Source organism: Actinomadura sp. NEAU-AAG7 (assembly GCF_018603865.1).
GTDB lineage: Bacteria > Actinomycetota > Actinomycetes > Streptosporangiales > Streptosporangiaceae > Spirillospora > Spirillospora litoris.
Genome location: NZ_JAHFZY010000001.1, coordinates 150,430 through 174,032, shown reverse-complemented (window position 1 = coordinate 174,032; position 23,603 = coordinate 150,430). Strand labels below are relative to the sequence as shown.

The 23,603-nt window shown below is 71.1% G+C and carries 23 protein-coding genes; 18 read left to right on the top strand and 5 right to left on the bottom strand.

Annotated elements, in window-relative coordinates; all coding sequences use genetic code 11:
• The first annotated feature begins 85 nt into the window (after nucleotides 1-85).
• Nucleotides 86-1,552 (top strand): class I SAM-dependent methyltransferase, encoded by a 1,467-nt coding sequence (locus KLI87_RS00795; RefSeq protein WP_214615447.1) that lies wholly within the window; start codon nucleotides 86-88, stop codon nucleotides 1,550-1,552.
• Nucleotides 1,553-1,555: 3 nt separating this feature from the next.
• On the opposite strand, the gene KLI87_RS00790 is transcribed toward KLI87_RS00795, so the two are convergent.
• Nucleotides 1,556-2,632: a quinone-dependent dihydroorotate dehydrogenase gene (locus KLI87_RS00790; RefSeq protein WP_156217393.1), complete on the bottom strand. Its 1,077-nt coding sequence runs from the start codon at nucleotides 2,630-2,632 to the stop codon at nucleotides 1,556-1,558.
• A 36-nt stretch (nucleotides 2,633-2,668) separates the two neighbouring features.
• Complete coding sequence (locus KLI87_RS00785) at nucleotides 2,669-3,784, bottom strand: hypothetical protein (protein ID WP_214615446.1); 1,116 nt, start codon at nucleotides 3,782-3,784, stop codon at nucleotides 2,669-2,671.
• A gap of 262 nt (nucleotides 3,785-4,046) precedes the next feature.
• Here KLI87_RS00785 and KLI87_RS00780 point away from each other — a divergent pair, with 262 nt between their 5' ends.
• From KLI87_RS00780 to KLI87_RS00755, 6 genes are all read left to right on the top strand, one after another.
• On the top strand, nucleotides 4,047-5,039 hold the full coding sequence (locus KLI87_RS00780) for a hypothetical protein (protein WP_156217395.1): 993 nt from the start codon (nucleotides 4,047-4,049) through the stop codon (nucleotides 5,037-5,039).
• 329 nt (nucleotides 5,040-5,368) lie between these two features.
• A complete protein-coding gene (locus KLI87_RS00775; protein ID WP_214615445.1) occupies nucleotides 5,369-6,772 on the top strand; it encodes an extracellular solute-binding protein in 1,404 nt (467 codons plus the stop codon).
• A gap of 11 nt (nucleotides 6,773-6,783) precedes the next feature.
• Nucleotides 6,784-7,722 (top strand): carbohydrate ABC transporter permease, encoded by a 939-nt coding sequence (locus tag KLI87_RS00770; protein ID WP_156217396.1) that lies wholly within the window; start codon nucleotides 6,784-6,786, stop codon nucleotides 7,720-7,722.
• Entirely contained in the window at nucleotides 7,722-8,552 is an 831-nt protein-coding gene (locus tag KLI87_RS00765) for a carbohydrate ABC transporter permease (protein ID WP_214615444.1), read from the top strand. Before KLI87_RS00770 ends, KLI87_RS00765 begins: the two co-directional genes overlap by 1 nt.
• A 23-nt stretch (nucleotides 8,553-8,575) precedes the next feature.
• Nucleotides 8,576-9,907 (top strand): ABC transporter ATP-binding protein, encoded by a 1,332-nt coding sequence (locus KLI87_RS00760; protein ID WP_214615443.1) that lies wholly within the window; start codon nucleotides 8,576-8,578, stop codon nucleotides 9,905-9,907.
• A gap of 44 nt (nucleotides 9,908-9,951) precedes the next feature.
• Complete coding sequence (locus KLI87_RS00755; protein ID WP_156217399.1) at nucleotides 9,952-10,650, top strand: class I SAM-dependent methyltransferase; 699 nt, start codon at nucleotides 9,952-9,954, stop codon at nucleotides 10,648-10,650.
• On the opposite strand, the gene KLI87_RS00750 is transcribed toward KLI87_RS00755, so the two are convergent.
• Nucleotides 10,642-11,514 carry a hypothetical protein gene (locus KLI87_RS00750; protein WP_214615442.1) on the bottom strand — a complete coding sequence of 291 codons (873 nt, stop codon included), beginning with the start codon at nucleotides 11,512-11,514 and terminating at the stop codon, nucleotides 10,642-10,644. The two genes, KLI87_RS00755 and KLI87_RS00750, sit on opposite strands and share 9 nt — an antisense overlap.
• 572 nt (nucleotides 11,515-12,086) lie before the next feature.
• Here KLI87_RS00750 and KLI87_RS00745 point away from each other — a divergent pair.
• Both KLI87_RS00745 and KLI87_RS00740 read left to right on the top strand, forming a co-directional pair.
• A complete protein-coding gene (locus KLI87_RS00745) occupies nucleotides 12,087-12,482 on the top strand; it encodes an ATP-binding protein (RefSeq protein ID WP_156217612.1) in 396 nt (131 codons plus the stop codon).
• A gap of 69 nt (nucleotides 12,483-12,551) precedes the next feature.
• Nucleotides 12,552-13,145, top strand: coding sequence for a TetR/AcrR family transcriptional regulator (locus KLI87_RS00740; protein ID WP_156217401.1), 594 nt, complete (start codon nucleotides 12,552-12,554; stop codon nucleotides 13,143-13,145).
• 4 nt (nucleotides 13,146-13,149) lie between these two features.
• On the opposite strand, the gene KLI87_RS00735 is transcribed toward KLI87_RS00740, so the two are convergent.
• On the bottom strand, nucleotides 13,150-14,883 hold the full coding sequence (locus KLI87_RS00735) for a pyruvate dehydrogenase (RefSeq protein ID WP_156217402.1): 1,734 nt from the start codon (nucleotides 14,881-14,883) through the stop codon (nucleotides 13,150-13,152).
• Nucleotides 14,884-14,998: 115 nt separating this feature from the next.
• Between KLI87_RS00735 and KLI87_RS00730 the strand changes: the two genes are divergently transcribed.
• The 4 genes from KLI87_RS00730 (at nucleotide 14,999) to fahA (ending at nucleotide 18,880) form a co-directional block, all read left to right on the top strand.
• Nucleotides 14,999-15,532: a MarR family winged helix-turn-helix transcriptional regulator gene (locus KLI87_RS00730; RefSeq protein WP_156217403.1), complete on the top strand. Its 534-nt coding sequence runs from the start codon at nucleotides 14,999-15,001 to the stop codon at nucleotides 15,530-15,532.
• 110 nt (nucleotides 15,533-15,642) lie between these two features.
• A complete protein-coding gene (locus KLI87_RS00725; RefSeq protein WP_214616563.1) occupies nucleotides 15,643-16,833 on the top strand; it encodes a homogentisate 1,2-dioxygenase in 1,191 nt (396 codons plus the stop codon).
• A complete protein-coding gene (locus KLI87_RS00720) occupies nucleotides 16,809-17,711 on the top strand; it encodes a hypothetical protein (protein ID WP_308165795.1) in 903 nt (300 codons plus the stop codon). Before KLI87_RS00725 ends, KLI87_RS00720 begins: the two co-directional genes overlap by 25 nt.
• Nucleotides 17,708-18,880 (top strand): fumarylacetoacetase, encoded by a 1,173-nt coding sequence (gene fahA / locus KLI87_RS00715; protein WP_214615441.1) that lies wholly within the window; start codon nucleotides 17,708-17,710, stop codon nucleotides 18,878-18,880. The genes KLI87_RS00720 and fahA overlap by 4 nt, the downstream gene beginning before the upstream one ends.
• A 34-nt stretch (nucleotides 18,881-18,914) precedes the next feature.
• On the opposite strand, the gene KLI87_RS00710 is transcribed toward fahA, so the two are convergent.
• Complete coding sequence (locus tag KLI87_RS00710) at nucleotides 18,915-20,312, bottom strand: alpha/beta fold hydrolase (protein WP_214615440.1); 1,398 nt, start codon at nucleotides 20,310-20,312, stop codon at nucleotides 18,915-18,917.
• A gap of 201 nt (nucleotides 20,313-20,513) precedes the next feature.
• Here KLI87_RS00710 and KLI87_RS00705 point away from each other — a divergent pair, with 201 nt between their 5' ends.
• From KLI87_RS00705 to KLI87_RS00685, 5 genes are all read left to right on the top strand, one after another.
• Nucleotides 20,514-21,158 (top strand): TetR/AcrR family transcriptional regulator, encoded by a 645-nt coding sequence (locus KLI87_RS00705; RefSeq protein WP_214615439.1) that lies wholly within the window; start codon nucleotides 20,514-20,516, stop codon nucleotides 21,156-21,158.
• A gap of 792 nt (nucleotides 21,159-21,950) precedes the next feature.
• Nucleotides 21,951-22,784: a helix-turn-helix transcriptional regulator gene (locus tag KLI87_RS00700; protein ID WP_214615438.1), complete on the top strand. Its 834-nt coding sequence runs from the start codon at nucleotides 21,951-21,953 to the stop codon at nucleotides 22,782-22,784.
• Nucleotides 22,781-22,993, top strand: coding sequence for a DUF397 domain-containing protein (locus KLI87_RS00695; protein WP_214615437.1), 213 nt, complete (start codon nucleotides 22,781-22,783; stop codon nucleotides 22,991-22,993). The genes KLI87_RS00700 and KLI87_RS00695 overlap by 4 nt, the downstream gene beginning before the upstream one ends.
• Before the next feature lie 2 nt (nucleotides 22,994-22,995).
• Entirely contained in the window at nucleotides 22,996-23,256 is a 261-nt protein-coding gene (locus KLI87_RS00690) for a DUF397 domain-containing protein (protein WP_156217409.1), read from the top strand.
• 2 nt (nucleotides 23,257-23,258) lie between these two features.
• Complete coding sequence (locus KLI87_RS00685; protein ID WP_156217410.1) at nucleotides 23,259-23,516, top strand: DUF397 domain-containing protein; 258 nt, start codon at nucleotides 23,259-23,261, stop codon at nucleotides 23,514-23,516.
• Nucleotides 23,517-23,603: the final 87 nt, after the last annotated feature.

The following is a 23,603-nucleotide window of genomic DNA, read 5'->3' as shown; positions in this document are numbered from 1 at the left end:
TCCGATTAAAACGGTAGAGTCAATGGGTAATGACGCACCGTGATTTCCGGGCCCGCGGAGTGTCGGGAGCGGGCAGGATGGGCGGATGCCTGATCTTCGTGCGCCCCTGGAACGCGTCCGCGCCGTCCTGGACGGGGCGGGCTACACCGTGGACGGCGTGCGCGGACTGCTCGGGCCGGTGGCGGGCGGGGCGCTGGCGCGGGACGAGATCGTCCCGGCGCTGCGCGCCACCCGCGGCGGGTCGCCGCTGGAGGCGCTGACCCGGCTGTTCTGGCTCCAGGTCCCGGTGGCGGCGGACACCGTCCCGGTGGACGACCTCGTCCGCGCGGGCCTGGCCGAGGTCTCCGTGGACGAGGTGCGGCCGCTGCTCCACGTCGAGCCGCTCGAAGCCACCGGGCATGTCGGGTACGCCGTCTCGGATCTGAAGGTGCGGCCCGGATCCGGGGGCGTCGTGCCGTCCGATCATGTGGTGGGCGCGGGCGGCGCGTCGGGGAGCCTCGCCCGGCTGGTTGTCCACAGGGCTGTGGACAACGTGCTCGATCTCGGGACGGGATGCGGGGTGCAGGCGGTCCATCTGGCGCACCGCGACCCCGCCGCGCGGATCACCGCGACGGACGTCAACCCGAGGGCCCTGCGACTCGCCGCGATGAGCTTCGCGCTCTCCGGAGTGGAGGGCGCCGAGTTGCGCGAGGGGTCGCTTCTGGAGCCGGTGAGGGGGCGGCGTTTCGACCTGATCGTGTCCAATCCGCCGTTCGTCGTCGCGCCGTCAGGGGAGGGGGATCCGCGCTTCACCTACCGCGAGTCCGGGTTGCCGGGCGACGAGTTCTGCCGCCGGATCGTCACCGAGGCGCCACACCTTCTGAACGACGGCGGGCATGCACAACTGCTGGCCAACTGGCTGCACGTCGACGGGACGCCCTGGGAGGAGCGGGTCGGCGCGTGGGCGGAGGAGTCGGGCTGCGACGCGTGGATCGTCCAGCGGGACGTCCAGGACCCGGCGGAGTACGCCGAGTTGTGGCTGCGCGACTCGTGCGAGGCGGGGACCCCGGAGTACCGCGCGCGGTACGAGGCGTGGCTCGCGCATTTCGAACGCCGGAACGTGACCGGGATCGGCTTCGGCTGGATCACGCTGCGGCGCACCGGCGGGCGTCCGGGGGTGCGCGTCGAGGAGCTGCGGCACGCCGTCGAGCAGCCCGTGGGAGCCTATGTCGATCACGTGCTGGACGGCCTCGCGGCGGCCGCGGAGTTTTCCACAGGCTGTGGACGGCGGTTGCTCCGCGCGGCGGAGGGAATCGTCCAGGAGCAGATCGGCGCGCCGGGCGCGGAGGACCCGGAGCGGATCGTCCTGCGCCAGACCGGGCGGCTCGGGCGGGCCGCCGGCGTCGGGACGGTCGAGGCGGGGCTCGCCGGGGTCTGCGACGGCACGCTGCCGCTCGAACCGCTGCTGGACGCCATCGCCCAGCTCACCGGCATGCCCCCGGAGCAGGTGCGCGAGCACGCGCTGACCGTCCTGCCCGAGCTGATCGCGGACGGCTTCTTCGAGGTCCCGTAGGGGTCAGCCGCGGCGGGCGGCGGTGATCGTGCGGAAGGCGCTGCCGCGCAGGCGGCGTGCGAGGGCGCGGTTCACCCGGTGCGCCCACAGCGGCCCGCCGTAGATCATTCCCGTGTACGCCTGGACGAGGGTGGCCCCGGCCCGCACGCGTTCCCACACGTCGTCGGCGGTCTCGACGCCGCCCACCGAGATCAGGACGAGGCGTCCGCCGGTGCGGGCGTGCAGCCGGCGCAGGACCTCCAGCGAGCGCTCCTTGAGCGGGGCGCCCGACAGCCCGCCGGTCTCCTTGGCCAGGCCGGGTGCGCTGCGGAGCGCCTCGCGCCCGATCGTGGTGTTGGTGGCGATGATCCCGTCGAGCCCGAGGTCGAGCGCGAGGTCGGCGACGGCGTCGACGTCGTCGTCGGCGAGGTCGGGGGCGATCTTGACCAGCAGCGGAACGCGGCGCGCGGCGCACGCCCGGTCGGCCGCCTCGCGCACGGCGGTCAGCAGCGGCCGCAGGTGCTCGACGGCCTGGAGGTTCCGCAGGCCGGGGGTGTTGGGCGAGCTGACGTTGACGACGAGGTAGTCGGCGTGGGGGGCGAGGCGCTCGGTGCTCGCGACGTAGTCGGCCGCGGCCTCCGCCTCCGGCACGGCCTTGGTCTTGCCGATGTTGACGCCGACGATCGTCCCCGGACGCCGCCGCCGAAGCCGCAGCGCGGCGGCCTCGGAGCCCTCGTTGTTGAAGCCCATCCGGTTGATGACCGCCCGGTCGGGGACGAGCCGGAACAGCCTCGGGCGCGGGTTGCCCGGCTGCGCGCGCCCGGTGACGGTGCCGATCTCGACGTGGCCGAAGCCGAACGCGCCGAGCGCGTCGTAGGCGACGGCGTCCTTGTCGAACCCGGCGGCGAGGCCGAGCGGGCCGGGGAAGTCCAGCCCGAGCGCGCGGACGGCGAGCGCCGGGTCCCGGGGCGCGAGGACGCGGCGCAGCAGCGGCGCGAGGCCGGGCACGGCCTGGACCGCCCGCAGCGCGGCCAGCGTGAGGTGGTGCGCGGTCTCCGCCGGGACCCGCGTGATGACCAGTGAGAACAGGAGTCGATACATCGCCCGCCAGTATCCCAGCCGGTTCGCCCGGAAAGGTCAGTGGCCCCGGAAGGTGCGGCGCAGCGTCAGGCGGACCTCGCGGCTCGTCTCCCGCATGGTCGCGCGCACCGCCCGGACGGGGTCGCCGACGGTGACGCGCCAGCTCGTGCGGATGCCGTGCCCCACGGGGCGCAGCACGCTCGTCCTGACCCAGCGGGACGGTGCCACGATCAGGACGCGGCCCGTCCAGCGGAGGGGGACGGTGACGAACGTCCGCCAGAGCCAGCGCAGGAGCCGGGCCGCGAGGCGCCACGTCCCCCTGACGCCGTGTCCGATGGGGGTGAGCAGGTGCCGGTAGAGGGCACGTGCGGGCAGGACGAGCAGGTAGCGCGCCGGCAGGACGAACAGGACGTGTCCCAGCCACGCCAGGCCGCGGCCCAGCAACCGCCACGTCCATGCCACGGCGGATGCGAACGCCTTCCAGCCGCTGGCGAGCACGTCCCACACCGCGACGAAGAAGAGGCCGATTCCGCGCGCGACCCACGCGATGCCGCGGCCCACGGTCAGGAAGAGCCAGGCCAGACCGAGGAGCGGCGGACGCAGGACGTACCGCCACACCAGCACGGCGGGCAGCACCACCAGGACGCCGATCAGCCGGCCGACGACCGTCGCGATGCCCGATCCGAGCCAGGCCAGCCCGCGTCCGACCAGCCGGAGCGGCCGCAGCAGGACGAAGTCGAGCACGAGCGCGAGCCCGCGTCCGGTCATGGCGAGGAGGCGGCCCACCGGGAGGAGCAGCCGGCGGTAGAGCCATCGGGCCAGGTGCACGGCGCCGCGTCCGAGGAGCCGGAGGCCGCCGATCACGACCACGACCACCAGCCACCGCAGCGGCCGGGTGATGAGGAGGTCGAGCAGCCACGCCACACCCCCGCCGACCGCGCGGAAGACCGCCGCGACGCCGCGTCCGACGAGGCGGAGCAGGTCGTAGCAGAGCCGGAGCGGGAGCACGACCACCAGCGCGACCGCCCGCGCGGGCACGACGATCCACGCCGGACCCGTCGGCCCCGCCGAAGGTTCGCGCCGCATGCCGGGTGCGGGCGCCGCGCCCTTGCCGAGGCTGACGCGGTCGCCCTCGCGCGCGCCGCGGCCGTCCGTGGGGGGTCCGGCGGTCACCACATCGCACCTCGGGGCGGGTCGGGGCAGTTCGTCCGGAATGAGACCTGCTGGGAAGGCGAACGGTTCCCTCGCGCCGCCGTACCGGTCGAGCCGGTTGAGCCGGTCGTGCCGGTCGTGCCCCGGTCGCACCCGGTTTGAACCTGTCGGGTCCCCTCCACCGTACTGCTAGTTGATCAAGGAGGGCGGTGCGGCCGCTTCGCCTCGATCGCCGCAGGGACCCCGGCCGACCCGGGGCCCGCATCGACCTGGAGGACACGACATGGAATTCCCACGTTGGGCGATCCCCGCGGCGGCCGCCCTGACCGCGACCGGGCTGGTGGTCACCGCGTGCGGGCAGGAGAAGGCCGGGGCCCAGCGGAACGCGGCGGCGGGCACGAGGCAGAGCCCCGCCGCGGCCGCGACGTCCGCGGCGCCGAAGCCCGAGCCCGAACCGACGACGCTGGAGGTCGCGAGCGTCACCAGGCTCGGGAAGGTCGTCACGGACGGCCGGGGCATGACGCTGTACCGCTTCGACAACGACACCGCGCGTCCGCCCGCCTCCACCTGCGAGGGGGCGTGCGCCAAGGCGTGGCCGCCGGTGTGGGCGGGCGCGGCCGAGACCGAGGTCAAGGGCGTCCGGCGGTCGCTGGTGGGCAAGGTCAAGCGGCCGGACGGCAGGTGGCAGGTCACGCTCGGCGGCTGGCCGCTGTACCGGTTCGCCAAGGACGCGAGCCCCGGCGACGTGAAGGGCCAGGGCGTGGGCGGCACCTGGTACGCGGCGGCGCCGACCGGCAAGAAGGCCCTGACGGCCGCGCCCACCGAGAAGGCGCCCACCGAGAAGGCGCCCACCGGGAACAAGCCCGCGAACGACCGCTGGAAGGGCTGGACGGTCGTCAGGGCCAAGCGCGATCCGAGGCTCGGACTGATCATCACCGATGGGCGGGGCCGCACGCTCTACCGCTATGACAAGGACACCAGCAGGCCGCCGAACTCCGTCTGCTTCGGCGCCTGCAAGAAGGCGTGGCCGCCCGCCGTGTTCAACGGCTGGAAGCATCTGAAGCTGGAGGGCGTCAGCAAGAAGGCCGTCAACTTCATCGAACGCAAGGACGACGGGAAGTGCCAGCTCACGATCAACGGCTGGCCCATGTACTTCTACGAGAAGGACGCGCGTCCGGGCGACACCAAGGGGCAGGGCGTCGGCGGGGTCTGGTGGGCCACGACCCCCGAGGGCAGGAAGGTCATGTCCGCGACCGGCAACGGTAACGGTTACTGAATTCGGCCGTCCGCGTCCTGATCCGCCCCCACGGGCGAAGGCGCGGGAGGTTCGTGGGTCGGTCGGGGCCCGCGAGCCTCCCGCGTCTTCTTTGCTCTGCTTACGCCATCGACGTTCCCCCGAGTCCCCTTTATCGAAACAAGTCCGTATCCGTACCACTGGTATCCCGTGGTATGGGCGGGGACATTGTTAGGCGTGGGCCGCTTTATGATCACGATCCCTTTCCGGACCTCGACAGGCACCCGCTCCAGTGATCGAATGAACACGGTCCCGCCATGGATGCGGCCCGGCGAAGTGCCCGCGCTTGGTGGGTGGCTTCAGGAGGCCCGATGGTCGAGCGGATCGGACGACGACCCGGCCGCGTCATGCGCGCTGAACGGATCGCACGGAGGAGAGCCATTCCGCCCGACCGGCACGCCCCGCCCGACCGGCGCATGCGGCGGAGCCTCCCCGCGCTCCGCGCCGCCGTGGCCCTGACCCTGCTGGCCGGCGGCCTCGCCGCGTGCTCGGGCGGCGGCGGGGGAACACCCACGCTGAACTGGTACATCAACCCCGACGACGGCGGCCAGGCCAAGCTCGCCGCGTCCTGCACCAAGGCGTCCGGCGGCAAGTACAAGATCAAGACCTCGGTGCTGCCGAACGACGCGACGCAGCAGCGCGAGCAGCTCGTCCGGCGGCTCGCCGCGAAGGACTCCGGGCTCGACATCATGAGCCTCGACCCGGTGTTCGTCGCGGAGGTCGCCAACGCGGGGTTCCTGCGCCCGTTCACCGCCGCCGAGTCGAAGCAGTTCACCGACGGGGTGTTCCCGCCCGCCGTCCAGAGCTCGACGTGGGAGGGCAAGCTCTACGCGGCGCCCTTCTGGGCCAACACCCAGTTGCTCTGGTACCGCAAGTCGGCCGCGCAGAAGGCGGGTGTCGATCCGAGCGCGCCCGACTTCACCTGGGACAAGATGATCGACGCCGCCGTCCGGACGAACACGACCGTCGCCGCGCAGGGCAACCGGTACGAGGGCTACATGGTGTGGATCAACGCCCTCATCTCGTCCGCGGGCGGCCGGATCATCAGCGACGCCGAGAAGGGCGCCGACGCCACCATCGAGATCGACTCCCCGGCCGGACGCCAGGCCGCGACGATCATCCGCAAGCTCGCCCGCTCGAAGGCGGCGAGCCCGACGCTGTCCACCGACATCGAGGAGCAGGCGAGGTCGGTGCTCAACGGGTCGCGCGGCGGATTCATGATCAACTGGGGGTACATCTGGCGCGCCGAGAACGGCGACGCCAAGGCCGGGGTGATCAACAAGAACATCCCCGCCGACCTCGGCTGGGCCCGCTACCCGAAGGTGAACGCGAACCAGGACAGCAAGCCCCCGTTCGGCGGCATCGAACTCGGCATCGGCGGCTACGGCAAGTACCGCGACACGCTCGCGGTGGACGCGGTCAGGTGCATCACCACCCCCGAGAACATGAAGCAGTACATGATCGACACGGGCAACCCGGCGGCCCGCGCGGTGGTCTACGACGACCCGCAGATCAAGAAGGAGTTCCCGATGGCCGGGCTCATCCGGGACTCGATCAACGCCGCGTCGCCGCGTCCCATCACGCCGTACTACACCGACGTGTCCGGCGCCGTGCAGAGCCGCTGGCACCCGCCCGCCTCCGTCGACCCGAACTCGACGCCGCGCAGGTCCGAGACGTTCATCCGCCAGGTCCTGCGCGACCAGGCGCTGCTCTGAAGGGACGGATGATGGCCGCAGTACAGAGCGCGCCCGCCGCGACGAAACGCAGGGCGGGACGCGCGGAGCTGTCCGACCGGAGCCGCAGCGAGCGCCGCCTCGGGCTGCTGCTGTCGGCGCCCGCCGTGATCGTCATGCTGCTGGTGACCGCGTACCCGCTGCTCAACGCGCTGTACCTGTCGCTGTTCCGGTACCGGATCACCGCGCCCGACGACAAGAAGTTCGTCGGCCTGTCCAACTACTGGACGGCGCTGTCGGACCCGCTGTTCTGGCAGAACGTGTTCACCACGTTCATCATCACGTTCGCCACCGTCGCCGTGGAGCTGGTGATCGGGTTCGGGCTGGCGATGGTGATGCACCGGGCGCTGTTCGCGCGGCGCACCGTCCGGACGGCGATCCTGCTCCCGTACGGCATCGTCACCGTGATCTCGGCGTTCGCCTGGCGGTACGCCTTCGACCTCCAGTCGGGGTTCGTGAACTCCTGGTTCGGGCTCGGCGACTACGCCTGGTTCTCCGGCCGCTGGTCGTCGCTGTTCGTGATCGTCCTGTCGGAGATCTGGAAGACGACGCCGTTCGTGTCGCTGCTGCTGCTCGCCGGGCTGGCGCAGGTGCCGAACGACCTCGGCGAGGCCGCGACCGTGGACGGCGCGACCGCCTGGCAGCGGCTGCGCCGGGTGACGATCCCCAACATGAAGGCCGCGATCCTCGTCGCGGTGCTGTTCCGCACCCTGGACGCGTGGCGGATCTTCGACAACGTCTACATCATGACCTCCGGCCAGCAGAAGACGCAGACGCTGTCGTTCCTCACCTACCAGCAGACGATCACCCGGACCGCCATCGGCCTCGGCGACGCGGTCGGCGTGCTGCTGTTCCTGTCGGTGGTCCTGATCGCGGTCGTGTTCATCCGCGGGTTCCGCGTGGACCTGTCCCAAGTGCGAGGTGACCGGTGATGGAGAGCGCCCGTTCCAAATGGCTGTGGATCGTCGCGTCCCTGCTCATCCTCGTCTGGACGGTCTTCCCGATCCTGTGGATCGTGATGCTGTCGTTCAAGCAGCCCGGTGAGATCGGCAACCAGAAGGGCTTCCTGCCCCACCACTGGACGTGGGACAACTACCGCACGGTCTTCAAGACCGACCTGTTCACCTCGGCGCTGATCAACTCGATCGGCATCTCGGTGATCGCGACGTTCGTCGGCGTGGTGTTCGCGACGCTCGTCGCCTACGCGATCGCCCGGCTGGATTTCCCCGGCAAGAAGCTGATCCTGTCGTTCGCGCTGGCGATCGCGATGTTCCCGGTCGTCTCGCTCGTCGGCCCGCTGTTCAACCTGTGGCGCGACATCGGCCTGTACGACACCTGGCTCGGCCTGATCATCCCCTACATCTCGTTCGCGCTGCCGCTCGCGATCTGGACGCTGTCGGCGTTCTTCCGCGAGATCCCGTGGGAGATGGAGCAGGCCGCGCAGGTCGACGGCGCCACCGCCTGGCAGGCGTTCCGGAAGGTGATCGTCCCGCTGGCCGCGCCCGGCGTGTTCACCGCCGCGATCCTCACCTTCTTCTTCTGCTGGAACGACTTCGTGTTCGGGATCTCGCTGACCTCCTCCGACAACGCCCGTCCCGTCCCGGCGGCGCTGGCGTTCTTCACCGGCGCGTCGCAGTTCGAGCAGCCCACCACCGCCATCTGCGCGGCGGCGGTCGTCGTGACCGTCCCCGTCGTCGTCATCGTCCTGGCGTTCCAGCGCCGCATCGTGGCCGGGCTGACGTCCGGCGCCGTCAAGGGCTGAGCCCACCGGGATTAGGGAGAACCATGGCCGCCATCACCATGAAGAAGATCGTCAAGAGGTACGGTGACGGTTTCCCGGCCGTGAACGAGGTGTCCCTGGACGTACGGGACGGCGAGTTCATGATCCTGGTCGGGCCGTCGGGCTGCGGGAAGTCGACGCTGCTGCGGATGATCGTCGGGCTGGAGGACATCACCTCCGGCGAGATGGTCATCGGCGACCGCGTCGTCAACCGGGTCGCGCCGCGCGAGCGGAACCTGTCGATGGTCTTCCAGAACTACGCGCTGTACCCGCACCTCACGGTCTTCGAGAACATCGCGTTCCCGCTGCGGCTGGCGAAGACGCCCGACGCGGAGGTGAAGCGCCGCGTCAACGAGACGGCCGAGCTGCTGGAGCTGACCGAGCACCTGGAGCGCAAGCCCGCGAACCTGTCGGGCGGGCAGCGGCAGCGCGTCGCGATGGGCCGCGCGATCGTCCGGCAGGCCGACGCGTTCCTGTTCGACGAGCCGCTGTCGAACCTGGACGCCAAGCTGCGCGGCCAGATGCGCACCGAGATCTCCCGGCTCCAGCGGCGGCTCGGCGTCACGACCGTCTACGTCACGCACGACCAGACGGAGGCGATGACGCTCGGCGACCGCGTGGCGGTGCTGCGCAAGGGCGTCCTCCAGCAGGTCGGGAGCCCCCGCGAGCTGTACGAGCAGCCGGTCAACCTGTTCGTCGCCGGGTTCATCGGCTCGCCGTCGATGAACTTCCTGCCCGCCTCCGTCGACGGGACGACGCTGGAGACCCCGCTCGGCCGCTTCGAGGTGCGCGACGAGCGCAAGGCCGCCGCGCTGGAGGGCCGCGAGGTGGTGCTCGTCGGCATCCGTCCCGAGCACTTCGAGGACGCCTCGCTCGTCAGCGAGGAGAAGAAGGCGCACGGCAGCGTCGTCGCGGCCCACGTGGACGTGACCGAGTGGCTGGGCAACGAGCTGTACGCCTACGTCCCCTACGAGGCCCCGGACGACCTCGCCGCGCAGCTGCGCGAGCTGTCCCGCGAGCTCGACGGCGACCAGCTCCGCACGCAGGCCGTCGTCGCGCTGGACGCCTCCAGCCCGATCACCCCCGGGCGCGACGCCGAGCTGTGGATCGACACGTCCCGCATCCACATCTTCGACCCGTCCACGGGTGACAACCTGACCCGCGACGAGGAGCACGTCGCCGAACTCGGACGGCTCGGCGAGGAGCACCGCGAGGCCAAGCGCGACGCCCAGCGCCACGCGGAGCGGCCCGCACCGGAGGCGTCCACCTCGGAGGCGTCCACCTCGGAGGCGTCCACCTCGGAGGCGTCCGCGCCGGAGGCGCCCACCGAGCCCTGACCGGCCGTTCCTCCCCGTTGATCTTGTCTGGCACGATCGGGGGCATGACTTCCGGGGACATGTACGAGCGCTTCGCCCACGAGTACGCCGCCCACGCCGAGGACAGCGCCTACAACGCCTACTACGACCGGCCCGCCCTCCTCGGCCTGGCGGGCGACGTCGCGGGGCTGACGGTCTTCGACGCGGCGTGCGGCCCCGGCCTGTACGCACGCGAACTCCTGGACCGGGGAGCGCGCGTCCTCGGCTGCGACGCGTCCCCGACGTTCGTCGAGCTGGCGCGCGAGCGCACCGGCGGCCGGGCCGACCTGCGCGTCCACGACCTGACCAAGCCCCTGACCTGGGTCGAGGACGGCACGGCCGACCTGGTCGTGCTCGCGCTGGCCGTCCACTACTTCGACGACCGCGTCGCCCTGCTGCGCGAACTCCGCCGCGTCCTCACCCCGTCGGGCGCGCTCGTCCTGTCCACCGAGCACCCGATGGCGACATGGTTGCGCCTGGGCGGCTCCTACTTCACGACCGAGCCCGTGGAGGAGTCCCTCAGCGCGGAGCACGAGTGGCCCATCCGCGCCTGGCGCCGCCCCCTCACCGTCACCGTCGCCGAGTTCCGCGAGGCGGGCTTCTACATCGACGAACTCCTGGAACCCCGTCCCGCCCCCGAAATGGCGACCCGCTACCCCGACGACCACGCGCGCCTGGAGCAGTCCCCCGGCTTCATGGCCTTCCGCCTGCGCCCCCTACCGTGACGGCGCGGGGATCTTGCCTATGCCGAGGGCGTTCTCGCTGGGGAGCAGGCCGGATTCGAGTGCCTTGACCAGCAGCGGCGTGGTCAGTTCGGCCAGGCGGGCGGCCTTGTCGGCGCCCAGGGCCTGCCAGGGCGCGTAGGCGAGGTCGTCGGTGGTGCGCTCGACGTCGTCGCGCAGCGCGCGGAGTCCGTCGGTGGCGGCGCCGGCGGGGGTGAGGAGGCCGCGGCCGATGAGGCGGTCGCGGGCGGCGGTCCATTCGGCGTCCGTCCAGCCCCGGGTGGCGAAGGTCGCGGGGGACGCGGCGCCGATCGCGGCGAAGGAGACGAGGGCCTCGGCCGGGTCGAGGCCGGCGGTGAGCAGGGCGGCGATGTGGCCGTCGCCGCGGTGCTCGCGCAGGATGCCGATGGCGTGCCAGAGGACCAGGTGCGGCTCGTCCGGCCAGGGGACGGCGGCGTAGGCGGCGGCGAGCGGGCGGCCCGCCAGGGGGGCCGCGAGCGCGGCCTCGCGGGCGAGGTCGGCCGCCTCGGAGAGTTCGCCGACGGCGTCGCCGAGGAGGGTGCGGTAGAGGCGGTCCACGACGCGGGTGCGGGCGGCGAGGACGCGGTCGGGGGACGCGGTCTCCCAGTCGGCCGGGAAGTGCGCGGCGATCAGGCGCGGGCTGAAGCTGTAGAAGGCGGACGCCACGCGTTCGGCGCCCACCGCGCCGAGGGGTGCGGCGCGCCAGGCGAAGTAGCTCGCCCAGCGGTCCTCGCCGTCGAAGCCGAGGGCGGCGGCCTCGGCGAACATCTCGGGCGCGTACCAGAACGGGGCGTGGACGGGTTCGAGTTGGTGCCACATCCGGCGGGCCAGGCTCGGGTCGGTCATGTCGGGCTCCTCAGGTCGGCTGGGCACAGCATCGCATGATCGTTATGGGGCGCTCGCGGGGGCCTCGACCTGTGATTCTCCGTCCGGGTGAGCAATCGGCGACGCGCGGTTTACTTTTGGCGCAATCGGCGGATGGGACGTTAAGTCATACCGTAGGCTCCGCCCCAGAGCCCGACCTGGAAGCCCTCGAACGCACCGCCGAAACCGTCCGCCGCTCCGACCCGCCGCGCGCCCCGTCGGGTCGGTTTGGAGCGGTCCCAGACCGTCAGCGACCCGTCCCGGGCCGCCGGTGGTCCGGTTCCGCCCGCCGGACGGCGCCTGCCCACCGGACCCCCTGTGGCCCGGGCCCGCCGCTCGCCCGCGCGGGGCCGGTGCCGCCCGGTACCCGTGCCGCCGAGCGTGTCCCGGAAAGGTCAAGATCAAGTCGTCCGGCGCGTTGCCCGATCACTTACCGCAGGTGAATGATTGCGATGCGCTTCCGACCCTCTGTGTGGTGATGCAGTGAATCTCGGCACGACGGACCCAGGCTCCCGCGACCGTGGCGGCCCTCGGCGGGCCGCGACGTGAGCGGGATGGAGCGGCTCGGCGACCCGCTCGGTTTCACCGCCGACCCGGAGGAGGCGCGGCGGGCGCGGCGCACGGTCCGGGAGCGGGCGGGCAAGGTCGTCGCCGACCCGGCGCTGCTCGACGACGTCGAGTTGATGAGCGCCGAGGCCATCGCGAACGCCGTCCTGCACGGGACCGGGCTCATCAGGGTGACCGTGGAGACCGACGGGCGGCGGCTGCGCGTGGAGGTGGCCGACGACGGTCCGGCGGGCGCCGACCAGCACCGGCGGTGCCGCCTGGACCACGGGCGCGGGCTCACCGTGATCGACGCGCTCGCCGAGGAGTGGGGGCTCGACCAGACGCCCCGCCGCACCCGGCTCTGGTTCGAGGTCGACGCCGCCAGGGTGTCCGCGGGGGCCTGAGACCGGGGGGCGGCGGGCAGATCGTCTCCTGGGCGGCGGTTCGTCCGGCATGGGTAGTCTGGATCGACCATGGAGACGACGTCCGGCGGGTTGCGCGAGCGCAAGAAGGAGGCGACGCGCGAGGCGCTGCACGACGCCGCGATGCGCCTCGCCGTCGAGCACGGTCTCCAGGAGGTCACCGTCGAGGCGATCGCCGACGCGGCCGGGGTGTCGCGGCGCACGTTCTCCAACTACTTCGGCGGCAAGGAGGAGGCGCTCCTCTACGGCGACGAGCGGCGCATGCAGAACCTGCTGGAGCGGTTCATCGCGCGCCCGTGCGACGAGTCGTCGTGGGCCGCGCTGCGCGGCTCGCTGCACGCGATGCTCGCCGAAGAGGGCGAGCGCGATCCGCGCTGGGTGGCGCAGGCGCGGCTGGCGCGCGAGCACCCCTCGGTGATGGCGCAGCAGCTCGCGCACTGGGCCTCGCTGGAGCGCACCTTCGCCGACCTCATCGCCGTGCGGGACGGCCTCCCCTCCGGCGGCGCCCGCCCCCGCGCGATGGCGGGCGCGTTCATGGCCGCCCTGCGCATCGCCGCGATCGTCTGGACGGACGAGCGGCCGCCCCGCCCGCTGGCCGAGATCGCCGACGACCTGCTGCAGGAGATGGCCCGGCCGTTCGGCTGAGGGGTCAGGGCCGCGGGATGTTGCGCAGGTTGCTGCGGGCCAGGTCCAGCATCCTGCCGACGCCGCCGGTCAGGACGGTCTTCCCGGCGGCCAGCGCGAAGCCCCTGATCTGCTGCGCGGTGACGCGCGGCGGGATGGACAGCGCGTTCGGGTCGGTGACGACGTCCACCAGGTAGGGGCCGGGCGAGGCGAGCGCCCTGCCGAGCGCGCCGCGCACGTCGGACGGGCGCTCCACCCGCGCGGACTCGATGCCCGCCGCCTCGGCGATCGCCGCGTAGTCGACGGCCTCGTGGTCGGTCTCGAACGAGGGCAGGCCGTCCACCAGCATCTCCAGCTTCACCATGCCGAGCGAGGCGTTGTCGAAGACGACGATCTTCACCGGCACGCGGTGCAGCCGCACGGTGAGCAGTTCGCCGAGCAGCATCCCGAGGCCGCCGTCGCCGGAGACCGAGATGACCTGGCGGCCGGGCGCCCCGTACTGCGCGCCGATCGCGTGCGGGAGGGCGTTCGCCATGCTGCCGTGCACGAACGACCCCATCACGCGGCGCCGTCCGTTGGGGGTGATGTAGCGGGCGACCCACACGTTGCACATGCCGGTGTCCACGGTGAAGATGGCGTCTTCCGCGGCGAGGTCGTCCAGGACGCTCGCGACGTATTCGGGGTGGATCGGAATGTGCCGGTCGATGTCGCGCGTGTACGCGGAGACGACGTTCTCCAGGGCACGCGCGTGCTTGCGCAGCATGTCGTCCAGGTAGGAGCGGTCGTGCTTCTGCTCCACCTTCTCCAGGACGAGCCGGAGCGTCTCCCCGATGTCCCCGTGCACGGCCAGGTCCAGGGGTGTGCGGCGGCCCAGCCGGGACGGGTCGTCGTCCACCTGGATGGTGTTCTTGCCGGGCAGGAACGGGTCGTAGGGGAAATCGGTGCCGAGCAGCAGGACGAGGTCGGCCTCCTGCGTCGCGTCGTAGCACGCGCCGTAGCCGAGCAGCCCGCTCATACCCACGTCGAACGGATTGTCGTACTGGATCCACTCCTTGCCGCGCAGCGCGTGCCCGACCGGCGACAGGACCTTGTGCGCCAGCGCCATCACCTCCGCGTGCGCGTTCCTGACCCCCGCGCCGCAGAACAGCATCACCCTGCGGGCCCGGTTCAGCGCGCCCGCCAGCCGCTCCACCTGGTCGGGCGGCGGACGCACCACGCCCTTGCGGACGAGGAGGTCGTGCTCGCCCGTGGGCTCGGTCGCGTCCCGGCTGGCGATGTCGCCCGGCAGCGTCAGCACGGCGACGCCGCCGAGCCCGACCGCGTGCTGGATCGCGGTCCGCAGGATCCGGGGCATCTGCGCCGGGCCGTTGATCATCTCGCAGTAGTGGCTGCACTCGGCGAACAGCCGCTCGGGACGGGTCTCCTGGAAGTAGCCGCTGCCGATCTGCGTGCTCGGGATCTGCGAGGCCAGCGCGAGCACGGGCGCGCCGGAGCGGTGCGCGTCGTACAGGCCCTGGAGCAGGTGCGTGTTGCCGGGCCCGCAGCTTCCGGCGCACACGGCGAGCCGTCCGGTGGTCTGCGCCTCGGCCGCCGCCGCGAACGCGCCCGCCTCCTCGTTGCGGACGTGGACCCAGTCGATGCCGTCCGTCCGGCGGACGGCGTCCACGACGGGGTTGAGGCTGTCGCCGACCACCCCGTAGATCCGCCGCACCCCGGCCTGCCGCAGCACCTCGATGAACTGGTCGGCGACCGTCGCCATCGTCCCCCCACGTCCCCGGTGATCGTCAGAGGGGAGATGCCCGGGGACCGCCACGGTGAACCCGCAGGTAATCAAAATGTGAACCAATTAGATCCGGCGGGACTAGGGTGGCGTCATGGACGCTGATGGCGACGCGGAACTGGACTTCTGGTCGTTCGTCGACCTCGCCGGCCGCCGTCTGTCGGAAGAGTTCGGCTTTCCGCACCGCGCCGCCACACGGTTGTTGCTGACGCTCAACCGGGCGTCCGCGATCGTCACCTACGACCTGGAGTCCACCGTGCACCGCCCGCGCGGGCACTCCTGGTCGGCGTTCCGGCTGCTGTTCGTCACCTGGCTCGCCGGGCCGCTGGAGCCCGGACGCGCCGCCACGCTGGCCGGGATGAGCAGGGCGGCCGTCTCCAACCTCGCCAAGACCCTCGTCGCGGACGGGATGATGGTCCGCACGCCCGGCGAGCGCGACGGCCGGTCGGTGATCCTGTCGCTGACCGATCAGGGCGGCAAGGCGATGCTGGACATCTTCACCGGGCAGAACGAGCGCGAGCGGCAGTGGGCGAGCGTGCTGACCGAGGCCGAGCAGCAGATACTGATCATGCTGCTGGACAAGCTCATCGCCGGGCGCGACCGGTTCGACGTCCGCGAGCGCAGCTAGCCCGGCGGGCGGCCGGCCCGGGGGGCGACCCTTCCCTGATCCCGACCGGCGTCGTAATGTCGACGCAAAGTAGTAAACACGTTAATCATTTGCTGGAGGCGAACGAGACCATGGCCCACTACCGCCGGGCCGGCGACGTACCGCCGAAGCGCCACACCCAGCACAGGGACGGCGCGGAGCGGCTGTACTTCGAGGAGTTGATGGGCGAGGAGGGCTTCTCCTCGGACTCCTCCCTGCTCTACCACCGGGAGATCCCCTCGGCGATCGTCGACTCGCGCGTCTGGGAGACCCCCGACGCCGCGACGACGCCGAACCACCCGCTCAAACCGCGCCACCTCAAGCTGCACGAGCTTTTCCCCAAGGAGACCTGGAGCGAGACCGACACGGTGACCGGGCGGCGGCTGATCCTCGGCAACGCCGACGTCCGGCTGTCCTACGCCGTCTCCAGCGCCGCGTCCCCGCTGTACCGCAACGCGACCGGCGACGAGATCGTCTACGTCGAGTCCGGCAGCGCGACGGTTGAGACGATCTTCGGCGCGCTCTCGGCGCGGCAGGGCGACTACGTGGTCATCCCCACGTCCACGACGCACCGGTGGCTGCCCAACGGCGACCTGCCGCTGCGCACCTACGTCATCGAGGCGACCGGGCACATCACGCCGCCCAAGCGGTACCTGTCGCGCTTCGGCCAGTTCCTGGAGCACGCCCCCTACTGCGAGCGCGATCTGCACGGCCCCGGCAACCCCATCCAGGTGGACGGCAGCGACGTCGACGTCCTGGTCAAGCACCGCGGCCCCGGCGGCGTCGCCGGCACCCGGCTCACCTACGCGCGGCACCCGTTCGACGTCGTCGGCTGGGACGGCTGCCTGTACCCGTTCACCTTCAACGTCGACGACTTCGAGCCGATCACCGGCCGCGTCCACCAGCCGCCGCCGGTGCACCAGGTGTTCGAGGGGCACAACTTCGTCGTGTGCAACTTCGTCCCGCGCAAGGTGGACTACCACCCGCTGTCCATCCCGGTGCCCTACTACCACTCCAACGTGGACTCCGACGAGGTCATGTTCTACTGCGGCGGCGACTACGAGGCCCGCAAGGGGTCGGGCATCGGGCAGGGCTCGGTGTCGGTCCACCCCGGCGGCCTCGCGCACGGCCCGCAGCCCGGCGCGTACGAGCGCAGCATCGGCGCCGAGTTCTTCGACGAGCTGGCCGTGATGGTCGACACCTTCCGTCCGCTGGAGATCGGCGAGGGCGGTCTGGTCAGTGAGGATCCCGCATACGCGTGGACCTGGGCGAGGCGGTCATGACCGAGCCCCTCGCCGCCGTGGCCCCCGCCATCGAGCCTCCCGCCCTGTTCACCGGGCTGTGCGACGACGCGGCCGTGTTCCCGCCCGGCCTCGCGCCGCTGGCGGAGGCCGTTCCCGCGCACCGCCGGCACCGCGCCGCCGCCTACGCGCCGATGGTCGGCCCGCTCGTCCTGCCGGTGAACGCGCTGGGCGACCTCGGCCCGATGCTGCGCGAGAAGATCGGCATCTCGGTGACCGCGCCCGGCGGCCCCGACGACGTCACCGAGACCTTCGCCGCCGCGTCCGGGATCCCGGTCGAGCTGCACGGGATCGAGGTCGCCGTCCCGCCCGGCATGTCCCCGGGCGACTTCTTCCGCGCCCTCGACCGCGCCCACGCCGGACGCGAGGACGTCCCCGTCTGCGTCGAGGTGCCCCGCGACGAGCGCCGTTCCGAGATCATCCGGGGCCTCGCCGCGACCGGCCACCGCGCGAAGTTCCGCACCGGCGGCGTGACGGCCGACCTGTACCCCTCCGTGGAGGAGCTGGCCGACGCGATCAAGTCGGCGGTCATCGCGGGCGTGCCGTTCAAGGCCACGGCGGGGCTGCACAACCCCGTCCGGCACACCGAGCGCGCGACGGGCTTCGACCAGCACGGCTACCTGAACATCCTGCTCGCCACCGACGCGGCGCTGGACGGCGGCACCGCCGCCGAGCTGGCCAAGATCCTCGACCAGCGCGACCCGTTCTTCGTCGCGGGCGCCGTCCCCGCGCTCGCCGACCGGGCCGCCGAGATCCGCTCGGCCTTCCTGTCCTTCGGGACGTGCAGCATCGCCGAGCCGCTGGGCGACCTCGCGGGTCTCGGCCTACTCCCAGACGAGTTCTTCCAGGAGGATCTGTGACCCGTATCGCGATCCCGGCGGATTCTCCGTTCGGCCTCGCCAACCTGCCCTACGGCGTGTTCTCGACACCGGGGCTCTCACCCCGCGTGGGCGTCCGCGTCGCGAACACGGTGGTCGACCTGGCCGCCGCGCTCGGCGACGACGTCTTCGCCCGGCCGTCGCTGAACCCGTTCATGGCGCAGGGATACGGACGGTGGGTGGAGGTCCGCGAGCGGATCATCGACCTGGTGTCGGGGGACGTGCCGGGCTCGGCCGTCCACCCGGTCGGCGCGGTCACCCCGCACCTGCCGATCGAGGTCGCCGACTACGTCGACTTCTACGCCTCCGAGCACCACGCCTCCAACCTCGGACGCCTGTTCCGCCCGGACTCCGAGCCGCTCATGCCGAACTGGAAGCACCTCCCGGTCGGCTACCACGGACGCGCCGGGACGGTCGTCGCGTCCGGCACGGACATCGTCCGCCCGAGCGGCCAGCGCAAGGCGCCGTCCGAGGACACGCCCTCCTACGGCCCGTCCCGCCGGTTGGACATCGAGGCGGAGGTCGGCTTCATCGTCGGCACCACCTCCCCCCTGGGCACACCCGTCCCCACGGACGAGTTCTCTGAGCACGTCTTCGGGGCCGTCCTGCTGAACGACTGGTCGGCGCGTGACATCCAGGCTTGGGAGTACGTCCCGCTGGGGCCGTTCCTGGGGAAGAGTTTCGCGACGTCCATCTCCCCTTGGGTCGTCCCCCTCCTCGCGCTGGAATCGGCCCGCGTGGCCACTCCGCCGCAGGACCCCGAGCCTCTCCCGTACCTCCAGGAGAAGAACGCATGGGGGCTCGACCTGAACCTCGTCGTCGAGTGGAACGGCCAGGTCGTGTCCCGTCCGCCCTACCGGGAGATGTACTGGTCGCCTGCGCAGATGCTCGCGCACATGACGGTGAACGGCGCCTCGTCCCGCACCGGCGACCTGTTCGCGTCCGGGACGGTGTCGGGCCCCGAGAAGGACCAGCGCGGCGCGTTCATCGAGCTGACCTGGGGCGGCAAGGAGCCCGTCGAGGTGAACGGCGAGCCCCGCACCTTCCTTGAGGACGGCGACGAGGTCACGATCTCCGCGACCGCGCCGGGCGCGTCCGGCGCCTCGATCTCCTTCGGCGAGGTCCGGGGCCGCGTCCTGCCCGCACGCTGAACCGCCGGGCCCGGTCGGCGACCGGGCCCGGCGGTCAGTCGGTGCAGACGGTGCCGGGCGCGGGCAGCACGAGGTCGGTCAGGTACCGGTTGGTCGCGTCCCGGACGCATGCCGACGACAGGAACATGCTGTAGTCGTCGCCTTCCCGGCTCAGGACGACGCTCCCGGGCAACTGGCCGGCGAACGCCCGGCCCGCCGAGTGCGGCGCGTGCGCCTGGTGCGTCGACTGGACGACCAGCGCCTTCGGGCCCTGCGGGACCTTCCCACCGGCACGCGCGGGCTTGGCGGGCACCGGCCAGCCCACGCACCCGATGAGCTTGGCCCAGCCCGACACGGCCCCGCCGAGATGAGGCGAACGCGCCTTGAGCGCCTTCTGCGCCCGCTCGGCCTGCTTGAACGTCCGGATCTGCCGGGGCGTGTCGAGGCACCCGCCTACCTGCTCCTGGACGGGGTCGAGCGTCCGGTCGGCCGCGGTGGCGAACCCCGACGCGTCCCCGCCCCGCGCCTTGGCGATCGCCCCCGCGAGCCGGGGCCAGAAGAATCCCTTGAGGTCCAGGCTCTCCTGCGTGGCCTCGCGGATGTCCTCACCCGTCAGCGGCCGCCCGTCCTTGACGGGGATGGGCTCACGATCGGCGCGGGCGACGAGCGCGTCGTACTCGGCGCCGACGTCGTGCCCCTTCAAGGCGCACCTGTCATCCGTGCCGCACCAGGCGGCGAACCGGTTGAAAGAATCCTCGGCGGCGGACGCCTCATTCAGCGCCTGGTCGAGCGGCGAGACGGTGTCGTCGAGCGCGGTGTCGGCGTTCAGCGTGCGGAGCCGTCCGGGGAAGAGCGCGGCGTAGGTGCGTCCGAGCAGGGTGCTGTGCATGATCCCGTACCAGTTCAGCTGCCGCTCCCCGAGCTTCACACGCAACGCCTCGAAGTCCCTGGCGGCGCTGACGGAGTCGACATTGGCGACCAGCGGCCCATTGCGCCGCAGGCAGTCCTCGCCGAATCCGCGGTTGTGCTCGGCGAGCCTACGGAAAGCGCCACGATCCTGGGGAAAATGAGTGACCCCCTCGCCCTTCATCGGCACCGCACACCGCACAGGCGCGCTGTGCCCCACCCCCCGAGGGTCGATCGCGACGATGTCGAACCGCTGCGTCATCGCCCCGGCGAGCTCGGGAAACCCGCTGCGCATCGCGAGCCTCAACTGCTCGATCGCGGACCGCCCGGCCCCGTTGTTGAGCACCAGCGTCCCCTGCCGGCGCGCCGGATCACCGGCCGCCCGCCGAACAAGAGCCAGCTCGACCTGCGCGCCACGCGGCGTGGACCACTCCACCGGCACCCGCATGGTGCCGCACTGCATGCCCGCGAACTCGGCGTCGGCACAAGCACGCCACGCGATCCCCTGCGCGGCCTGCGCGGGCGCGGCCAGCACAGGGGCCAACATCACCCCACCCGCCAAAACGACGACCCCCACCCGCATCCCGAAGACTCCGCCCACACCCAACCCCTTAGAAGCAGTTATGTACGCTAGAAGCTATAACCAAGTTGACAGCCTCACAGTCGCCTCGTCAAGGGGCAGGGGCCGCGAGTTAGAAGCACTACTGTCGGCGATACTCTTTAACCCACGGTGGAAAGGGGTGGTGACATGGCGAAGAGCGCGACGTCTCCCCGCGAGCGGTACCGGGCGCAGGTCCGCGAGGAGATCAAGGAACGGGCGTGGGAGCAGATCGCCACCGCCGGAGCGTCCGCGCTGTCCCTCAACGCGATCGCCAAACAGATGGGCATGAGCGGCCCCGCCCTCTACCGCTACTTCGCCGGACGCGACGAGCTGATCACCGAGCTGATCAAGGACGCCTACCGCAGCCAGGCCGACACCCTCAAGGCCGCCGTGGCGGACGACCCCGACCTGGCCACCCTCGCCCACGCCCTGCGCCGCTGGGCGCTGGACGACCCGCAGCGCTACTTCCTCCTGCACGGCACACCGATCCCCGGCTACCACGCCCCCGATGAGACGACCGCGATAGCCGACGAGGTCATGCGCCTGGTACTGGACGCCTGCCAGGAAATCCCCGCCGCCGACCCGCCCACCGACTTCGAGGAACACCTGGCGACGTCCCGCCACTGGGCGAAGGACCACCCGGCCCCACCCCAAGCGCTGCACCGCGCCCTGTCCACGTGGACGCGCGTCCAAGGCGTCCTCTCCCTGGAACTAGCCGGCCACTTCGCCCCCATGGGCTTCGACCCCGCCCGCCTATTCGAGGCCGAGGTCGAAAGCCTGACAACCCCCTGACCCGCCGCCAGGACGAGGCGGGCCCAAGTGCAGGCCCAACCTCACCTAAGCCCGAGCCAGCTCCCGAACGACGAGCGCGACGGCATACTGAACGTCACTCACCGGAGTGATACGTCGCCCGTCACCCCAGGTGAACCACCAGGCCCCCTCGAAGAAGTCGCACCCGACCTCCACAAGCCTGTGCGGCCGCCCCCGCCACACCACACTCAACCCCGCCGGCGCCCCACGTCGCTCAACCACCCCGCACGCCAGTTCCGGACGTAGGTCGAGGACGGCTCGCAGCGCACTCAGATGCGTCTGCCGGTCGCTCATGGGGGCGGGAAACGCCTGCCAGCTCACACCCATGACACACCCATGACGGTTCACCTCGCAGTTGTCGATTGGAAGCGGCGCGGCCGGTGGTCCGGGGGGCATGACACCGACCGCGCCGCGCTCATGAAGGCCCCGACGAGCCCTTACGCGCCCGCCGAGCCTGTTGCTTGAGGGCCTCACGCAGCAGCGACGCAGAGGGATGCATGAGCGTCGGCTCCACACCCACTCCTGGGTCATGCAGGCTGGCGACCCACTCACCCAGCCGACCGTCCTGCCGCACGGCCCGCCAGATCCGCCACCCACCGAAGTCGCCCCGCAGTGACTCCAGCTCCCGCTCGTCCCGCGCTCGCCCGTCCATCACCGACCCCTTGCTCGCTCACCTGCCCGATTTCGTGCGACAACCTTCACACGCTCGACTACTCTCAGCTACAGCCTCAACACTCCCCAGGCTTCACCCCAGCTGTCCCGAGGAGCCTCCCCATGCCGAACGAACAAGCCGGTTACACCCGAGACCCGCTCCTTTGCACATTCGGCGCGGTCCTGCGCGCTCACCGGGAGGCAGCGGGCGCCTCGCGTCCCCAACTCGCGCAGGCGCTCGGCTGTCAGCCAGGGTGGATCGAGAAACTGGAGACCGCCCAGAAGCCCTGCTCCGAAGCCACCGCCGATGACCTGGACGTCTACTTCCAGACCCCGAAGCGTGTGTTCTGGAAGATGTGGCTTGAGATCAAGCGCGAGGGCAAGCACGTCGCAGCGCCTCCGGGATTCTCCAGGTATGCCGAGATCGAAGCCAAGGCTGTGGCGGCCCGCTTCTTCGAAGCCCAGGTAGTGCCCGGCCTGCTTCAGACACCGGCCTACGCGCGGGCGGTCCTGAACTCGGGACTGGCCCCTGAGATGCTCGAAGAGCGCGTCGCCTCGCGTATGGAGCGTCAGGAGATCCTCGCCCGGGACGATGCGCCTCGCATGTGGTACGTCCTCGACGAGGCCATCCTGCATCGTTGTGTCGGCGGGCCGCTGGTCATGGCGGAGCAGCTGGATCGATTGATTGACGTGACTGAAACGAACCCTAAAATAGAAGTCCGAATGCTGCCATTCTCCTCAGTTACTTACGCTGGCCTTGATGGGTCGTTCTTTGTGTTGAGTCTTCCCATGGGCATAGATGTCGCCTATCATGAGGGTCCTGAGGTCAGCCAGATAATAGAGGATGCGGCCACGGTCGCCGAATACAGAGTGCGCTTCGACCTGGTGATGGGAGAGTCGCTTCCGACTGGAAGCTCTCTCAAGATGATCAAGATGGCTCTGGAGGACTACTCGTGAATGCCTCTGACCTGCAAGACCTTCGCTGGCGTACAAGTAGCTACAGCAGTGGTCAAGGTGGCGCCTGTGTCGAAGTCGCGCCACACGGCCCAATGGTGGCCGTACGAGATTCTAAGAACGCGAGCGGTCCAAAGCTGATCTTTGATGCTTCTGCTTGGCAGGTCTTCGCGCAGCGCGTGAAGGTGAACGAATACGACCTGAGGGGGTAACTGTGGTTGCCTCGGACGTCCGATGGTGCAAAAGCAGCCGCAGCAGTGGCCAGGGTGGCGACTGTGTCGAGGTGGGCCAGTGGCGCAAGAGTAGCCGTAGTGGCGGTCAGGGTGGCGACTGCGTGGAACTAGCGGACACTACATCCGCGATCCTGGTTCGTGACTCCAAGGATCCGAATGGTCCTCGGCTGGCGCTCGCCCCCGCCGCCTGGCGAGTATTCGCCCAACACGTGAAGGCGGATGTGTTCGACCTGTGGGGTTAATTATGGACGCATCGGACGTCCGATGGCGCAAAAGCAGTCACAGCGGCGGCCAAGGCGGTGCTTGCGTGGAAGCTGGCCGGTGGCGCAAGAGCAGCCGCAGCGGCGGCCAGGGTGGTAACTGCGTCGAGGTCACAGATGCGGCGTCCGTGATCTTGGTGCGAGACTCCAAGGACCCGGACGGCCCTCGGCTGGCGCTCACCCCCGCTGCCTGGCGAGCTTTCACCAAGCACATAAGGCGGACCCCACCCTCTGAGCGCTAGGGCGCCACCATCCGCGTGCGGTAACGAAACCTCCAAGGACGACGAGAACCTGACGTGGAGTATCAGGCGCGGCTGCTGGTGAGGTTG

Coding starts and splice junctions, on each gene's coding strand:
- KLI87_RS00795 (WP_214615447.1), top strand. CDS start 86: ATGCCTGATCTTCGTGCGCCCCTGGAACGCGTCCGCGCCGTCCTGGAC.
- KLI87_RS00790 (WP_156217393.1), bottom strand. CDS start 2,632: ATGTATCGACTCCTGTTCTCACTGGTCATCACGCGGGTCCCGGCGGAG.
- KLI87_RS00780 (WP_156217395.1), top strand. CDS start 4,047: ATGGAATTCCCACGTTGGGCGATCCCCGCGGCGGCCGCCCTGACCGCG.
- KLI87_RS00775 (WP_214615445.1), top strand. CDS start 5,369: ATGGTCGAGCGGATCGGACGACGACCCGGCCGCGTCATGCGCGCTGAA.
- KLI87_RS00770 (WP_156217396.1), top strand. CDS start 6,784: ATGGCCGCAGTACAGAGCGCGCCCGCCGCGACGAAACGCAGGGCGGGA.
- KLI87_RS00765 (WP_214615444.1), top strand. CDS start 7,722: ATGGAGAGCGCCCGTTCCAAATGGCTGTGGATCGTCGCGTCCCTGCTC.
- KLI87_RS00760 (WP_214615443.1), top strand. CDS start 8,576: ATGGCCGCCATCACCATGAAGAAGATCGTCAAGAGGTACGGTGACGGT.
- KLI87_RS00755 (WP_156217399.1), top strand. CDS start 9,952: ATGACTTCCGGGGACATGTACGAGCGCTTCGCCCACGAGTACGCCGCC.
- KLI87_RS00750 (WP_214615442.1), bottom strand. CDS start 11,514: ATGACCGACCCGAGCCTGGCCCGCCGGATGTGGCACCAACTCGAACCC.
- KLI87_RS00745 (WP_156217612.1), top strand. CDS start 12,087: ATGGAGCGGCTCGGCGACCCGCTCGGTTTCACCGCCGACCCGGAGGAG.
- KLI87_RS00740 (WP_156217401.1), top strand. CDS start 12,552: ATGGAGACGACGTCCGGCGGGTTGCGCGAGCGCAAGAAGGAGGCGACG.
- KLI87_RS00735 (WP_156217402.1), bottom strand. CDS start 14,883: ATGGCGACGGTCGCCGACCAGTTCATCGAGGTGCTGCGGCAGGCCGGG.
- KLI87_RS00730 (WP_156217403.1), top strand. CDS start 14,999: ATGGACGCTGATGGCGACGCGGAACTGGACTTCTGGTCGTTCGTCGAC.
- KLI87_RS00725 (WP_214616563.1), top strand. CDS start 15,643: ATGGCCCACTACCGCCGGGCCGGCGACGTACCGCCGAAGCGCCACACC.
- KLI87_RS00710 (WP_214615440.1), bottom strand. CDS start 20,312: ATGTTGGCCCCTGTGCTGGCCGCGCCCGCGCAGGCCGCGCAGGGGATC.
- KLI87_RS00705 (WP_214615439.1), top strand. CDS start 20,514: ATGGCGAAGAGCGCGACGTCTCCCCGCGAGCGGTACCGGGCGCAGGTC.
- KLI87_RS00700 (WP_214615438.1), top strand. CDS start 21,951: ATGCCGAACGAACAAGCCGGTTACACCCGAGACCCGCTCCTTTGCACA.
- KLI87_RS00685 (WP_156217410.1), top strand. CDS start 23,259: ATGGACGCATCGGACGTCCGATGGCGCAAAAGCAGTCACAGCGGCGGC.